11 protein-coding genes are annotated in these 15,278 nt (G+C 62.5%); 7 read left to right on the top strand and 4 right to left on the bottom strand.

What is annotated here, in order from left to right:
* Positions 1 to 8: 8 nt before the first annotated feature.
* Both J2Z17_RS18125 and J2Z17_RS18130 read right to left on the bottom strand, forming a co-directional pair.
* The gene (locus J2Z17_RS18125) at positions 9 to 2,357 is read right to left on the bottom strand and encodes a xanthine dehydrogenase family protein molybdopterin-binding subunit (protein WP_209947049.1); all 2,349 of its coding nucleotides are present in this window, start codon (positions 2,355 to 2,357) and stop codon (positions 9 to 11) included.
* A gap of 92 nt (positions 2,358 to 2,449) precedes the next feature.
* The gene (locus J2Z17_RS18130; RefSeq protein ID WP_209947050.1) at positions 2,450 to 2,938 is read right to left on the bottom strand and encodes a (2Fe-2S)-binding protein; all 489 of its coding nucleotides are present in this window, start codon (positions 2,936 to 2,938) and stop codon (positions 2,450 to 2,452) included.
* Between the two features lie 274 nt (positions 2,939 to 3,212).
* Between J2Z17_RS18130 and J2Z17_RS18135 the strand changes: the two genes are divergently transcribed.
* The 3 genes from J2Z17_RS18135 to J2Z17_RS18145 all read left to right on the top strand — a co-directional run bounded on the left by J2Z17_RS18135 (position 3,213) and on the right by J2Z17_RS18145 (position 9,762).
* Positions 3,213 to 3,476 (top strand): YMGG-like glycine zipper-containing protein, encoded by a 264-nt coding sequence (locus J2Z17_RS18135; RefSeq protein WP_209947051.1) that lies wholly within the window; start codon positions 3,213 to 3,215, stop codon positions 3,474 to 3,476.
* A 151-nt stretch (positions 3,477 to 3,627) separates the two neighbouring features.
* Positions 3,628 to 5,553 carry an autotransporter assembly complex protein TamA gene (locus tag J2Z17_RS18140; protein WP_209947052.1) on the top strand — a complete coding sequence of 642 codons (1,926 nt, stop codon included), beginning with the start codon at positions 3,628 to 3,630 and terminating at the stop codon, positions 5,551 to 5,553.
* A gap of 36 nt (positions 5,554 to 5,589) precedes the next feature.
* A complete protein-coding gene (locus J2Z17_RS18145; RefSeq protein WP_209947053.1) occupies positions 5,590 to 9,762 on the top strand; it encodes a translocation/assembly module TamB domain-containing protein in 4,173 nt (1,390 codons plus the stop codon).
* A gap of 9 nt (positions 9,763 to 9,771) precedes the next feature.
* Here J2Z17_RS18145 and J2Z17_RS18150 read toward each other — a convergent pair whose 3' ends face one another.
* Positions 9,772 to 10,206: an Lrp/AsnC family transcriptional regulator gene (locus J2Z17_RS18150; RefSeq protein WP_209947142.1), complete on the bottom strand. Its 435-nt coding sequence runs from the start codon at positions 10,204 to 10,206 to the stop codon at positions 9,772 to 9,774.
* Positions 10,207 to 10,315: 109 nt separating this feature from the next.
* Here J2Z17_RS18150 and rocF point away from each other — a divergent pair, with 109 nt between their 5' ends.
* The 4 genes from rocF to J2Z17_RS18170 are packed head-to-tail and all read left to right on the top strand — an operon-like array spanning position 10,316 to position 13,243.
* Positions 10,316 to 11,251, top strand: coding sequence for an arginase (gene rocF / locus J2Z17_RS18155; RefSeq protein WP_209947054.1), 936 nt, complete (start codon positions 10,316 to 10,318; stop codon positions 11,249 to 11,251).
* 20 nt (positions 11,252 to 11,271) lie between these two features.
* Positions 11,272 to 12,471, top strand: coding sequence for an ornithine--oxo-acid transaminase (gene rocD / locus J2Z17_RS18160; RefSeq protein WP_209947055.1), 1,200 nt, complete (start codon positions 11,272 to 11,274; stop codon positions 12,469 to 12,471).
* Positions 12,472 to 12,506: 35 nt separating this feature from the next.
* Positions 12,507 to 12,764: a hypothetical protein gene (locus J2Z17_RS18165; RefSeq protein ID WP_209947056.1), complete on the top strand. Its 258-nt coding sequence runs from the start codon at positions 12,507 to 12,509 to the stop codon at positions 12,762 to 12,764.
* Positions 12,764 to 13,243 (top strand): chemotaxis protein CheW, encoded by a 480-nt coding sequence (locus J2Z17_RS18170; RefSeq protein ID WP_209947057.1) that lies wholly within the window; start codon positions 12,764 to 12,766, stop codon positions 13,241 to 13,243. Before J2Z17_RS18165 ends, J2Z17_RS18170 begins: the two co-directional genes overlap by 1 nt.
* A gap of 142 nt (positions 13,244 to 13,385) precedes the next feature.
* On the opposite strand, the gene J2Z17_RS25260 is transcribed toward J2Z17_RS18170, so the two are convergent.
* Positions 13,386 to 15,053, bottom strand: coding sequence for an OFA family MFS transporter (locus tag J2Z17_RS25260; protein WP_377300136.1), 1,668 nt, complete (start codon positions 15,051 to 15,053; stop codon positions 13,386 to 13,388).
* Positions 15,054 to 15,278: the final 225 nt, after the last annotated feature.

Raw genomic sequence — 15,278 nt, forward strand, 5'->3', positions numbered from 1 at the left:
CCTTCCCTTCAGCCTGCAGCCTGCATGGCGTTCCAGACCGCAAGCGGTGTGGCCGGCATGTCGAGAGCATTGTTGCCGATAGCATCGGTGATCGCATTGATGAGCGCCGGCGGCGAACCGATCGCACCCGCCTCGCCGCACCCCTTGATACCGAGCGGATTGCCCGGACACGGCGTGCACTGGTGTGAGACGCTGAAGGATGGCAGGTCGCTCGCCCGCGGCATGGCATAGTCCATGAAGCTGGCGGTCAGGAGCTGCCCGCTGTCGGGATCGTAGCGGACGCCTTCGAGCATCGCCTGCCCTATTCCCTGCGCGATCCCGCCATGCACCTGTCCCTCGACGATCAGCGGGTTGATCAGATTGCCGAAATCGTCGGCTGCCACGAACTGGATGATTTCGGTGTGGCCCGTTTCCGGATCCACCTCGACCTCGCAGATATAGCAGCCGGCCGGGAAGGTGAAATTGCTCGGATCGTAGAAGGCGCCCTCCTTCAGGCCAGGCTCCATGCCGTCCGGCAGATTGTGCGCCGTATAGGCGGCAAGCGTCACCTGGAACCAGGGCAGTGTCTTGTCGGTGCCCGCCACCTTCAGCTCGCCGTTTTCGATGACGATATCGCTTTCATCTGCTTCCATCAGGTGGGCGGCGATCTTCTTCGCCTTGATCTCGACCTTGTCGAGCGCCTTGACGATCGCCGACATGCCGACGGCACCGGAGCGGGACCCGTAGGTGCCCATGCCCATCTGCACCTTGTCGGTATCGCCATGCACGATCGAGATCGTGTCGATCGACACGCCGAGACGGTCGGCGACGAGCTGGGCGAATGTCGTCTCGTGGCCCTGGCCATGGCTGTGCGAGCCGGTCAGCACTTCGACGGTGCCGACGGCGTTGACGCGCACCTCGGCCGATTCCCAGAGCCCCACACCGGCACCGAGCGCACCGACGGCCTGGGACGGAGCGATACCACAGGCCTCGATGTAGCAGCTCATGCCGATGCCGCGCTTCTTGCCCCGTCCGGCAGCCTCTGCCCGGCGCGCGGCAAAGCCGTTCCAGTCGGCCGCGTCCATCGCAGCGGTCAGCGAAGCCTCGTAGTCGCCGGCATCATAGGTCATGATCACCGGCGTCTCGTAGGGGAAGCTGCGGATAAAGTTCTGTCGTCGCAGTTCGGCCGGCGACACCCCGAGTTCGCGGGCCGCCGTCTCCATGGTGCGCTCCAGAACATAGGTCGCCTCCGGGCGCCCGGCGCCGCGGTAAGCATCGACCGGCACCGTGTTGGTATAGACGGTGCGGACATTGCAATGGATCGCCGGAATGGCATATTGCCCTGACAACAGCGTCGCATAGAGATAGGTCGGCACCGATGACGAGAACAACGACATATAGGCGCCGATATTCGCGATCGTATCGACCTTCAGGCCGGTAACCTTGTTGTCGGCATCGAAGGCCATTTTGATTCGCGACACATGATCGCGGCCATGGGCATCGGTCATGAAGGCCTCGGTCCGGTCGCAGGTCCATTTGACCGGCACGCCCGTTTTCATCGACGCCCAGAGACAGACGATCTCCTCGGGGTAGATGTAGATCTTCGATCCGAAACCACCGCCGACATCGGGTGCGATGACGCGCAGCTTGTTTTCCGGCGCGACATTGTAGAAGGCGCTCATCACCAGCCGCGCGACATGCGGGTTCTGGCTCGTGGTGTAGCAGGTGTAGTGATCTTCCGAGGCATCGTAGATGCCAAGCGTGGCGCGCGGTTCGAGCGCATTCGGCGACAGGCGGTTGTTGACCAGCGTCAGCTCGGTCACATGCGCCGCTTCGGCAATCGCCTGATCCGCCGCACTCTCGTCACCGATTTCCCAGTCGAAGATCAGATTGCCTGCCGCCTCCGGATGGATCTGCGGTGCCCCGGGCTTCAACGCCTGCTGCGCATCGGTGACGACCGGCAGTTCCTCATAGTCCACCTCGACGGCTTCGGCCGCATCGCGGGCTTCAGCCACGCTGTCGGCGACCACGATGGCCACGGCATCCCCGACATAACGCACCACGTCATGGGCAAGAGGGCGCCAGGCGCCCATGTTCATCGGCGAGCCGTCCTTGGAGTGGATCATCCAGCCGCAGATCAGGTTGCCGATCCCGTCGTCCAGCAATTGCTGTCCTGTCAGGATGTCGATCACGCCGGGCATCGCCTTTGCGGCCGTCAGATCGAGTTTGCCGATCCGCGCATGCGCATAGGGCGACCGCACGAAATAGGCATATTTCATGCCCGGCACGCTCATGTCGTCGGTATACCGACCCTTGCCGGTCAGGAAACGCTTGTCTTCCTTGCGCGCGACCCGTGCGCCAATTCCCTCTACACCCATCTTCACTCCTCCAAGAGATCGGGATGAAACCCGGCCTCACTGCCGGGACTGAACCGCCGCCGGCACCGGCGACAGTCTGAATTGGAGAATTTCTATTCGGCGGCTTCGCGCACCGAATGCATCGCCGCGTTGGCCGACAGAACGGCGCGCACGATATTGTGATAGCCGGTGCATCGACAGATATTGCCTTCGAGTTCGCGGCGTACCGCATGCTCGTCGAGGTCGCCGCCATGCCGCGCGATCATGTCGACCGCCGTCATCACCATGCCGGGCGTGCAAAAGCCGCATTGCAAACCGTGACATTCCTTGAACGCGGCCTGGACCGGATGCAGTTCGCCGTTCTTCGCCAGGCCTTCGATCGTGGTGATCTCCGCGCCTTGCGCCTGCACGGCCAGCAGGGTGCAGCTCTTGACCGAACCGCCGTCCATATGGACGACGCAGGCACCGCACTGGCCCGTGTCGCATCCGACATGCGTGCCCGTCAGGTTCAGCTTCTCGCGGATAAAATGAACGAGCAAAGTTCGCTCGTCGCATTCGCCAACAACTGAACGGCCGTTTACCGTCAGCTTTACTGTAGCCATTTTTCTCCTCCTCGTGCCTCTCCCAAGCACAGCCGCATCATTTTCCTTTTTTCTGTCCGGATCAACAATTGATACTTCCGGGTGAGAATATTCTCATCTCGCAATGCAGCAAATGTTACATCCCGGAAATTGAGAGGCCTGAGGCGCGGCGGCCGTGGACATTCGGATTTTGGACGATATGCTAATAGCGCAGCGAAAACGTTGCCTTGGAGCGAGTGTGCGCCGAGTTGTGGAAAGCTTAAGGGGCAGCTTTCGTTTCGAGAGGGAGATCCGAATGAAAAAGATTATCGCGCTGGTCCTGGTTGGCTTGTCGGTTGCAAGCTGCACCCAGACCGAAAAAGGTGCAGGCATCGGTGCAGCGTCCGGCGCCATCATCGGCGGCGTTGTGACCGGCAATGTTCGTGGTGCAGCCGTTGGCGCAGCCATCGGTGGCGTGACCGGCGCCGTGCTGGGTCGTGTGAGCGAACAGCCGGGCCAGTGCTACTACCGTGACCGCTACGGCCGTCGCTATATCGACAGCTGCCCGGGCGGCTACTGAGCCGTCATCCCGGAGCGGCGTTCTGCGCAGGTCGCCGCTCCCCACATCTCCCATCGCAAGACGCTGGACCTGTCCCGATCCTCAAGGATTTTGACAGATGTTTCAGGCAAGGTTCTTGTGTCGATTAGAATTGTCTGAGAAAACACTGCGCATGCGCAAGGCAGGGCCACGACCGATCAAACGTTCCGCGTCTCGGAAGGCGGGCACCGCTATCGCGGTTGCTGCCGGTCTGTGCGTGGGCGTCGGGCATGCCGGAGATGCATCGGCATTCGAGATCTTCGGACTGAAGTTTTTCGAAAAGAAGGACGATAGCGCCGAAGTCATCGATCCCGTCGCGTACAGCGTGACGCTGACAGTGGAAGGCGCCGACAAGGACCTCGAGGAAAACCTGCAGGGCAGTTCCCTTCTCGTGCAGAAGAAGGACGAACCCGTTTCCGGGGATCTTGGCCTGGTCATCCGGGCGCGCGAAGACCGCGACCGTCTGATCGCAGCGCTTTACGAAACGGCCCATTATGGCGGCGTCGTTGACCTTTCAATCAATGGCATTCCGATCGGGAAGCTGCCGCCCAATCCGAATTTTCCGCATCAGGGCCCGGTGCCGGTGACAATCCGGGTGGAGCCCGGCCCGGTCTTCACCCTTGGCCAGGTGCGCTTTACCGGCGACGCGGAACAGCTCGACCCGGCCAATTACGACCTCGTGCCCGGCGGCGAGGCCGGTTCGAATGTCATTCTGAAGGCGGCCGAAAAGATGGTTGCCGATCTGAAGACGCTCGGCCATCCGCTGGCAAAACTCACCGCACGCGATGTCGTCGCGGATCATTTCGGCAATAAGGTCGACGTGACGATCGGTGTCGAGGCGGGCCCGCAGGCGGATATCGGTCCGGTCGGCGTCACAGGCACCAAGGATGTCGATGCGGGCTTCGTCCGGCGCTATTCGCGTGTCAAACCCGGCGACAGCTATACGCCCGAGCAGCTCAAAAAGGCCGGCGACCGCCTGCGCGAACTCGGTGTCTTCTCCAGTGTCACGGTCAAGGAAGCCGATACCCTGGCCCCCGACGGCTCCCTGCCGGTGACCATCGAGGTCTCCGAGGGCAAGCAGCGCTATTTCGGCGTCGGCGCCACCGTGTCCAGCATCGACGGCTTCGGCGTTCAGGGCTATTGGGGCCATCGCAATCTGTTCGGTCAGGCCGAGCAGTTACGGTTTGATGGCGCAATCGGCGGCCTGGGCGAAACGACGGATGTCGGCAATCTCGACTACAGCGCCGGTGTCAGCTTCACCAAGCCCGGCGCCTTCTTCCCGGCCGCAACGCTCACTGCCTCGGTCAAGGCGTCTACGCAGGATAACACCTCCTACGACATCAACCTCGTGACCGCCCAGACCGGCCTCTCTTACGAGATGAGCGACTACGACACGATCAGCGGCGGCGTTTCGCTGGAATGGGCCAATGTAACGGACGCCTTCGGCGACAACGACTATCTGACGCTGTCGACGCCCTTCGAATATGTTCGCGACACCCGTGACAACAAGCTCGATGCGACCGGTGGCTATCGTGCCTCCATATCCGCCACGCCAAGCTACGAGATCCTCGGCAGCACGCCGTTCATCGACCTGCAGGGCTCGCTGTCTGCCTATCGATCGCTGACGGAAGAAGACAGGATCGTATTGGCCGGCAAGGTTTCGATCGGCAGCCTGTTCGGCAGCGGGTCGCTGGCCGACATCCCGGCCAACCGGCGCTTCTACGAAGGCGGCGGCGGCTCCGTTCGCGGCTATGCCTTCCAGGAAATATCACCCTATAATGGCGCCGGAGATGCGACGGGCGGCCGATCCTTCATGACCGGCTCGCTGGAAGCCCGCATTAAGATCACGGACACCATCGGCATCGTGCCGTTTTTCGATTTCGGCACCGTATCCGCCGCGAATTTTCCTGATTTCTCCGATATACGGGCAGGTGCTGGGGTAGGGCTTCGCTACGCGACACCGTTTGGACCAATTAGACTTGATGTTGCCATGCCGCTGAACAAATACCCCGGCGGCAGCGACTACGGCATTTATGCCGGGATAGGCCAGAGCTTTTGACGTCTCGGCCGCAGAGATGTGGAGATCGGCTAGCCCATGCCCGCTAATTCCCGCCCGATCCTTTGGATAGGCCGTCTGGTCGCCTGGACGCTCGGCCTGTGTGTCGGGATCGGTCTTCTGCTCATCGTTCTTCTCGGCTTCAGTTCGGCGGGCTCCGGGCTGCTGGCCGATGTCGCCGGCCGGCTGGCCTCCGGACCCGGCCGGACTGTCACGATCGATCACATCGGACCGCTGCTGACAGGAAAACTGCGGATCGGCTCCGTCGTCGTCGCCGACGAACGCGGTGCCTATGCCGAACTGCACGACCTGGCCATCGACTGGACGCCATCGGACCTGCTGAAGGGCACGTTCAAGGCCGAACGCATCGCGGTGGCTTCGGTCAAGCTCGACCGCTTGCCGCAACCGCCGGCTGACCAGCCGGTAACTGACAGCACCGACAGCGGCACGTTTTCGCTGCCGGTCAAACTCGACATTGCCAAGATTTCGCTGCCATCGATCTCGCTCGGTACGGCTGTCGCCGGCCGTCCCTTCGAACTTGCCGCCGATGGTGCGCTGAACGCCGACGACCAGGAGATCACCGCCCGGCTCGGCGCCGATCGGACCGATACGTCCGATACGCATCTTAATCTCAACTTATCCTACGTGCCGGTAGACAACCGCTTGGTGCTGGACGGCAGCTATGCCGAGCCCAAGGCTGGCCTTGTCGGGACACTGCTACGACTTCCCGGCCAGCCGGCGATGACGGTCGAACTGAATGGCCAAGGGCCCCTCTCCGACTGGGCCGGATCGCTGAACGCCGACCTCGACGGCAAACGCGTTGCAAGCCTGGATGCGACGCACCGGGTGGACGATGCCGGAACACGCCAGGTGACCCTGAGCGGCGGCGGCACCTTTGCCGCGCTCCTGCCCCCCTGGTTGCGCGAAACCTTTTCGGGGGAGACGACCGTCGATCTGTCGGCCAGTCTGAAAGGCGAGAACCAGGTTCTCATCGACACCGCGCGGCTCTCTACCGGCGACATGATCCTGACGGCCTCTGGCCAGTATGATCCCCAGGGCGACAACGACATCAGCGCCGACCTCGTCGGCGTCGGCGGCCCGCTTGCCCTGCGCTGGCCCCTCCAGGAAGGCGAACTGGCTCTGGCGATCCGCCGCATCGGCCTGACGGCCAAGGGCCCGAGCAGCAAGGTCGCGCTTCACATAAACGGCCAGATTGCTTCGCTCGACACGCCGCCCGCGTCCGTCGAGGGCATGACCTTCAGCGTCTCCAGCAACAGCTTCGATCTCGGCTCGCGCACGGGCGCTGCCAATGCCGTCATATCCGTCACCAAGACCACGTTCCAGCAGCCGGATCTCGAGCGGGCGTTGAAGGCTCCGCTGACGCTGAGGGCACCGCTGACCATCGAGACCGGAGCGATCAGCACCGAAGGCGCAACGCTGGAAAGCCAGAAGCTCGGCGGCACGGTCTCCGGCCGCTTCGACCTTGCGACCAATGCTATCACGGCCGTTATCGCGTTGAAGGCCGATCCCTCCGCGTTGCCCCCGCCCGCATCCTCCAAGCTGAAAGCGCCGGTCGAAGTCAGCGGCAAGGTCGACTATGTCAACCCGGACGATATTTCCGCCACCGACCTGAAGATCCGCTCGGACCTTGCCAGCATCGACGGCTCGGCCCGACTGGCCGATGGCAGCCTCGATGCCGATCTCACAGGCGAGATCGCCAATATCGGCGCCCTGCTGGAAAATGCCGAAGGCAAGGCGAATGTCACCGCCAAGGTGTCGGGGCCGCTGGACGCATTGCAGGCCGATGCGCAGGTCACCATCCCCTCGGCCACTCTTGCCGGGCGCAAGCTTGCAGACCTGTCGATTACCGCAAAGGGTGGCCTCTCCGATGGTGCCCCCGAAGGGACCGTGACGGCCAACGGGTCACTCGACGGCCAGGATATTGCGGTCAATGCCGATCTCGTCAGCGAGGATGGGCAGACGAAAATTCCGCAGCTCGAAATGACCGTCGGCAAGAACAGGATCACCGGCGCCCTCGCCTTCACCCCCCAATACCTGCCGTCGGGCGACATCAAGCTCGACCTGCCGCAACTCGATCTCCTGGCGGCTTTGGCCGGGCAGAAGGTGACCGGCGACCTTGCAGGCACCATTCACCTGGATTCCAGCGGCAGCAAGATGGCCGCCAAGGTCGATCTCAGCGGCTCGAAGATCCAGCGCGATACGCTGACGATCGCCAATCCGAAGGTCGGCGTCACCGTCGACGACCTCAAGGCTCTCTCGGCCGAAGGTGCGATCTCGGCCGACAAGGTGACCTCCGGCAGCAATGTGGTGTCGAACCCGAAAGTCGATTTCGCCCGGGACGGCAAGGCGACGACCTTCGATGCGACCGCGAATTACGACAACGCGCCGGTGAAGGCGACCGGCAAGGTGGTCGAATCCGGCAGCGCCATCGATGTCGTCATCGATCAGTTGAAGGCGTCTCCGAAGGGCATTCCCCTGGAGCTCGCCGCACCATCGACCGTCAAGATCGTCAATGGCAGTGCCTCCGTCGACGATCTCAGGATAAAAGCCGGCAGCGGCACGATCACGCTCAACGGCGATGCCGGCAGCAAACTCGACATGGACGCCCGGATCGACAAGCTTCCGGCCGGGCTTGCCAATACGGTCGTTCCCAATCTGGGCGCCGGCGGCTCGATTTCCGGCACGGTGTCTGCCAACGGGACGGCCAGCAATCCGAGCGTCGACTACAAGATGAGCTGGTCGGGCGCGGCGATCGCCCAGGCGCAGGCTGCTGGCCTGCCGCCGCTGACGGTGGAGGCCTCCGGACGCTTTGCCGACAGCAAGCTGACCGTCAACACCTCACTTTCCGGGGTAGCGGGCCTTTCGGCCAGCGGTGGCGGTTCGGTGACGATCTCGGGCGACAAGGCGCTTTCCTACAAGCTGAGTGGCCAGATCCCGCTGTCGCTCTTTGCCGGCCAGCTCGCCGCCAACGGTCTGATCCTCGAAGGCGCCGCCGATATCGATGCCAGCGTCAGCGGCAGCGCCTCGGCACCGGCGATCAACGGACGCGCCGTCGTCACCAAGGGCCGGCTGACCGATGTCCGTCACAACGTCACGATCGAGGACCTCACCACAACGCTCAGCATCGAAGGCGATCAGGCCCGCATCACCGGGTTGAAGGGCAGGCTTTCCGGCGGCGGCCTGGTATCCGGCGAAGGCACGATCAATCTCAAGGGTCCCGGCCTGCCGAGCGATATCGAGCTCAATCTCGACAAGGCGCAGTATTCCGATGGTGAGATGTTCACCACGTCGGCGACCGGCATGCTGGCGCTCAACGGCCCGCTGACCGCGGGCCCCAAGCTGTCCGGCAAGATCACACTGGGCGAAACCTCGGTTACCGTGCCGGAGAGCCTCCCGCGCTCCCTTCGTGACCTCGACATCACGCACCGCAATGCGCCCGCCGATGTCCGCCGCCAGACGGCGGCGATCCAGAAGAAGGAATCGAACGGCACCTCTTCGGATATAGGGCTCGATCTTGCCGTTTCGGCTCCCAACCGCATTTTCGTGCGCGGCCGCGGCATCGATGCCGAACTCGGCGGCGCGCTGAAAATCAGCGGCGGCGTCAGCAACCCGGTTGTCTCCGGCGCCTTCACGCTGAACCGCGGTCGCCTGTCGATCCTGACCAAGAGGCTGACTTTCACCAAGGGTACCATTACCTTTGGCGGCAATCTCATTCCGCTCCTGAACTTCGAGGCGACGACGACCTCGGGGGGCACCGCGATCACCATCACGATCTCCGGCCTTGCCAATGACCCGCAGGTCAGCTTCAGTTCGTCGCCGGCCTTGCCCCAGGACGAAATTCTCGCCCAGCTGATCTTCGGCCAGTCGATGTCGAAGCTGTCGCCGCTGCAAATCGCCCAGCTTGCCGATGCCGTCAGCCAGCTGGCCGGCGGCCGCTCCTCGTCGCTTCTGGAAAACCTGCGCTCCGGGCTTGGCATCGACAATCTGGACGTCACCACCGATGCCGAGGGCAATGCCGCCGTCAGTGCCGGCAAATATCTGAACGACCGGACCTATCTCGAACTGCAGAGTGGCGAAGATGGCGGCAAGGCCGTGATCAATCTCGACATCGGCAAGGGCCTGAAGCTGAAGGGCGAGGCCGGCGGCAACGGGTCGAGCGGCGGCGGCATCTTCTACGAAAAGGAATACTGAAGGACCGCCTCAGGCCAGCTTGACGGTCCGCAGAAGAATGTTCGACTCCGTCGTGTTGATCCCCTCGATCATCCGGATCTGCCTCAGGATCTCGTCGAACGCGGCGAGATCCGCCGTTTCGAGTTCGGCAATGAAATCCCATTGTCCGTTGGTGCTGTGCAGCGCACGCACCTGCGGGATGCCACGCAGGCGTAGGGCCACCTTGTCGGCGACCTTGCCGACAACCTCGATCAGGACGATCGCCCGCACGCCGCTTGTCGCAAGATCCGCAGCGGTGGTGATGGTGAAGCCGCCAATCGTGCCATTTTTGACCATGCGTTGAATGCGCGCGGCAATCGTCGCGCGCGACGCTCCGGTCGAGGCTGCAAGAGAGGCCACCGGTGTTCGTGCGTTTTGCCTTAGGGCAACGAGGAGATCGCGATCCAGATCGTCAAGCTTCGACATTCTGTTAAATACCCATGACATTATGCGTAGAATTTCCGACTTTTCGCCACTAATCCGGCTTTCTGTCAACGTTCATCTCAAACATTCTACCGACACAGGAGATCCATAAATGACGCAATCGCCCGCCAGCATCACCCTTATCGGCGTACCTTTCGAAGGCGGCGCCGGCCGCGGCGGCTGCGCCATGGGTCCTGCGGCATTAAGGTTGTCAGGCATCGCCGAAACCCTGGCCGATCTCGGCCACACGGTTGTCGATCAGGGGGATCTGGTTCTGGACGCCGCCTCCGAATTCGAGAGCACCGCGGCCGCGAAGGAACTGCCTCGCGTGGCAGGCATGACCCGGGTGCTTTCCGAGGCCACCTACGCGGCAGCGGCAAAGGGCACCCTGCCGGTGATGCTGGGCGGTGACCACAGCCTTTCCATGGGCAGCGTCTCGGGCATGGCACGCTATGCCGCCTCCGTTAAGCGCCCTCTCTTCGTCCTGTGGCTCGATGCCCATGCCGACTTCAACACGCCGACCTCGTCGCCGTCCGGCAACATGCACGGCATGCCGGTCGCCTTTTTCTGCGGCCTGGACGGTTTCCCGCAGATATTGCCGGCCGAGCGCGATCTGGTCATGCCGAAAAACGTCTTCCAGATCGGCATCCGCTCCGTCGATACCAATGAGCGCGACCTGATCGGCAAGCATGGTGTGCAGGTCTTCGACATGCGCGCGATCGACGAGAACGGCATTGCCGCCATCGTCCGGCAGGTGCTTCGCGCCGTGGTCGAAAGCGACGGATTGCTGCATGTCAGCCTCGACGTCGACTTCCTCGATCCCGAGGTGGCGCCGGGTGTCGGCACGACGGTGCCGGGCGGTGCGACGTTCCGCGAGGCGCATCTGATCATGGAAATGCTGCATGACAGCGGTGTCGTCGCCTCCCTCGACATCGTTGAACTCAATCCGTTTCTGGACGATCGCGGCAAAAGCGCCCGCGTCATGACCGAACTGACGGCAAGCCTGTTCGGCCGCCGTATCCTTGACCGCCAGACCCAGCCCGCCTGACCCCGACAAAGGAGAACACGATGAGCAATGCCGAGCAATTGATGGATGCGGAACGACGCCTCGGGGCTTCGAACTACAAACCGCTCGACGTCGTGCTCACACGCGGGGAAGGCGTGCATGTTTGGGACACCGACGGCAACCGCTACCTGGACTGTCTGTCTGCCTATTCCGCCGTCAACCAGGGCCATTGCCATCCGAAGATCCGCGAGGCCATGATCGAGCAGTCCGGTAAGCTCACCTTGACCTCCCGGGCATTCCGCAACGACCAGCTCGCACCGTTCTACGAGGAACTGGCGGCATTGACCGGCGCGCACAAGATCCTGCCGATGAATTCCGGTGCCGAAGCCGTCGAGACGGCGATCAAGGCGGTGCGAAAATGGGGATACGAGGTCAAGGGCGTCGCGCATGACAAGGCGGAGATCATCGTCTGTAGCGACAACTTCCATGGTCGCACCCTGTCCGTGGTCTCCTTTTCGACCGATCCCGATGCGCGCAACGATTTCGGCCCGTTCACGCCGGGCTTTCGCATCGTTCCCTTCGGTGACGCAGAGGCCTTCGAAGCGGCGATCAACGCGAACACGGTGGCCGCACTCATCGAGCCGATCCAGGGGGAAGCCGGCGTCGTCATTCCGCCAGCCGGTTATCTCAAGCGCGTGCGCGCGCTCTGCACCGAGCGGCAGGTGACCCTGATCCTCGACGAGATCCAGACCGGCCTCGGCCGCACCGGCAAACTTCTGGCGGAAGAACATGAGGGGGTCGAGGCGGACGTGACCCTGATCGGGAAAGCGCTGTCGGGCGGCTTCTATCCCGTTTCCGCCGTGCTCTCCAATTCCGAGGTGCTCGGCGTGTTGAAGCCCGGCCAGCACGGCTCGACCTTCGGCGGCAATCCGCTGGCCTGCGCCGTTGCCCGTGCCGCCCTCCGGGTGCTGGTCGAGGAAGACATGATCGGCAATGCGGAGCGCATGGGCGCCTATTTCCTCGAGGGCCTCGGCCAGTTGCGTTCCAACGCCATCCGCGAGGTGCGTGGACGCGGGCTGATGCTCGCCATCGAGCTCGATCCCGAGGCCGGCGGCGCCCGGCCCTATTGCCTTGCATTGAAGGAACACGGCGTGTTGGCAAAGGATACCCACGACCATACGATCCGGCTTGCCCCTCCGCTCGTCATCAACCGGGAACAGGTAGACTTCGCCCTCGAGCAATTGCGAAAGGTCCTCGGCTGATACTCGCCAGATGTGCCATCAAGGCCATCGCCCAGATGCACCAGCAGCATGCGGCCACGGTTGAAGAAACCAATGCCGCGCGCTGCAACCTCGATCACCGGATCGACGATTTGCGCAAGTTGCTCAATCAATTTAGGTTTGAGAAACATTCTTCTGCCAAAGTCAGGCAAGTCCGACCAGATGTGCGCCCAGTAAACAAGGCAGTCGCATCTCCGGCTCGCAATATTATGGCGAAGGCTGCTCGCGTCTTTGGCGGGGGAGCTGCCCGAGCGGAACACTGGGAAGAATTCTAATGGCTACCACCATAGGCTCGACAAATTTCGGCGGCGACACACTCGAAATTATCGCGTTTCGTCTTCATGATCAGGAATTCTGCGTGAAGACGACGACCATTCGCGAAATTCGCGGCTGGGCTCCGTCCACCCCGATCCCGCATTCGCCCGCCGACGTCATCGGCGTGATGAACCTGCGCGGCTCGGTCATCCCGATCATTGACCTCGCCTACAAGCTCGGCATGAAGAGCACCGTTGCCAACGAGCGCTCCGCCATCGTCGTGGCCGAGGTGCATAACATGGTCATCGGCATGCTGGTCGACCGCGTCTCGGACATCCTGACGATCCCGTCGAGCCAGGTTCAGCCGGTGCCGGAAGTGTCCGCATCCTTCGACAAGACCTTCTCGGAAGGCATCATCGCCACGGAAAACGGCATGATCTGTTTCCTGAACCTCTCCAAGATGTTCAAGGGTTCGGACCTGGAAGAACTCGCCGCCTGATCCACGGCGTTGGACCGGACAGTCAGGCCGCCGCCCGCAAGGGACGGCGGCTTTTGTCTGTCTGAGCACCTGCAACAGCACAGGAAAAAGGGCGGCCCATGAGCCGCCCTTTCCCTACCTCACAAAAGCCTTGAGGCCTCGATCAGCTTTCGGCCTTCGGCACGGCGCCCGCCATGCCGATAGGCTCGGCCTTCACATCGCCCTCGTCGCGCGCATCCATGTAGTGCTTTTCGGCGACCGGACGCACCAGAGCATTGGCAATCAGGCCAATGACCAGCAGACCAGCCATGGCATACATGGTGGTGTTGTAGAGGCTGGATGTCGGGTCGACGGTGCCCGCCGGCGCGATTTCCATCAGGCGTGCGATGGTCACCGTCTTGGCCGCTACCAGCTGGTCGAGCTGGTCGAGACCGGCACCGAACTTCTGCTGGAAGGCCGCCGGATCGATCTTCGACGCGAGTGCGCGGATTGATCCTGTTACCGAGGCATCACGCAGCTGCGTGATCGCCAGAGGCCCAAGAACGCCAGCCGTGCTCCAGGCCGTCAGCAGACGACCATGGATGCCACCGACATATTTGGTGCCGAAGATGTCGGCGAGATAGGCCGGGATCGTCGCGAAACCGCCGCCATACATCGTGAAGATGATCATGGTGGCTGCATAGAACAGCACCAGCCACATCACCGCCGGGTTGACGCTCACCTGCGCCGCGGCATAGGGCACGGAGAGATAGAGCGCGATCCCGAGAATGAAGAACACGAAATAGGTGTTCTTGCGGCCGATATAGTCCGACATAGACGCCCAGAAGAATCGGCCCCCCATGTTGAACACCGAGATCATGAAGACGTAGGTGGCGGCAAATGCTCCGTCGACGACACCTGGAAGCGTCGTGCCGAAGATTTCCGTCATCATCGTCTTTGCCACCGACAGCACGCCGATGCCGGCCGTGACGTTGAAGCAGAGCACGATCCACAGCAGGTAGAACTGCGGCGTCTTCAGCGACTCGTTGATATCGACATGGCGCCGTGTGATCATGCGCTTGGCCGCATCGTTGGCGGTTGGCGGTGTCCAGCCGGCCGGCAGCCAGCCTTCACGCGGAACGCGGTAGGAGAAGGCGGCAATCAGCATCACGACGAAATAGGCGATGCCGAGGGTGAAGAAGGTCATCGCCGCGCCGGTGTTACCGGTGCCGGCGACGTAGACGCCTTCCTGCAGCGGGATCGGTGCTGCCGCCAGCTGCTTGGCATTGGCAACGACGACTTCCACCATCTGGCCATTGACCTCGGCCATGCGGCGGCCGCCCTCGGTGACCAGGTTGATCGCCCCTTCGGCGCCCAGATATTGCGGGGCCTGGTAGTAGAGACCGAGCAGCCATTCCTTGATCGGCGTGGCGACCATGGCACCGCCGCCGAAGCCCATGATGGCAAGACCGGTCGCCATGCCGCGACGGTCCGGGAACCAGCGGATCAGGGTCGACACCGGCGATACATAGCCAAGGCCGAGACCACAGCCGCCGAGCACGCCGTAGCCCAGATAGAGAAGCCAGAGCTGGTGGCTGACAATGCCGAAGCCACCGACGAGGAAGCCGCCGCCCCAGAGAAATGCGGCCGTGACGCCCACCATGCGCGGGCCAACCTCTTCCAGCCACTTGCCGGCGAAAGCCGCGGCAAGGCCGAGGAAGACGATGGCAACGGAAAAGATCCAGACGACGGACGGCAGGGCCCAGTCACTGGACGAAGCCGCGACAACGCCGAATTCCTTGGTTAGCGGCGGATTGAAAATACTCCATGCATAGACGGAGCCGATGCACAAATGAATTGCGATGGAAGCTGGTGGAACCTTCCACCGGTTAAATCCCTCTTCCGCAACAATGTGTTCTTTCTTAAGTCGGTCGAACATAATACATCAGCCCTCCATAGCTGAAACACCGTACCCATACGTAAGAGATACCCCAGTATAGTGGGCGTCCCCCCTCCCCAGCCGCTTCGATCCCCCGGCAGGCGAGGCTGAAACCGGTCGCAATCCATGCGGGATCGA

Origin of the sequence: Heterorhizobium halophytocola (genome assembly GCF_017873095.1) — a bacterium.
Classification (GTDB): Bacteria; Pseudomonadota; Alphaproteobacteria; order Rhizobiales; family Rhizobiaceae; genus Allorhizobium; species Allorhizobium halophytocola.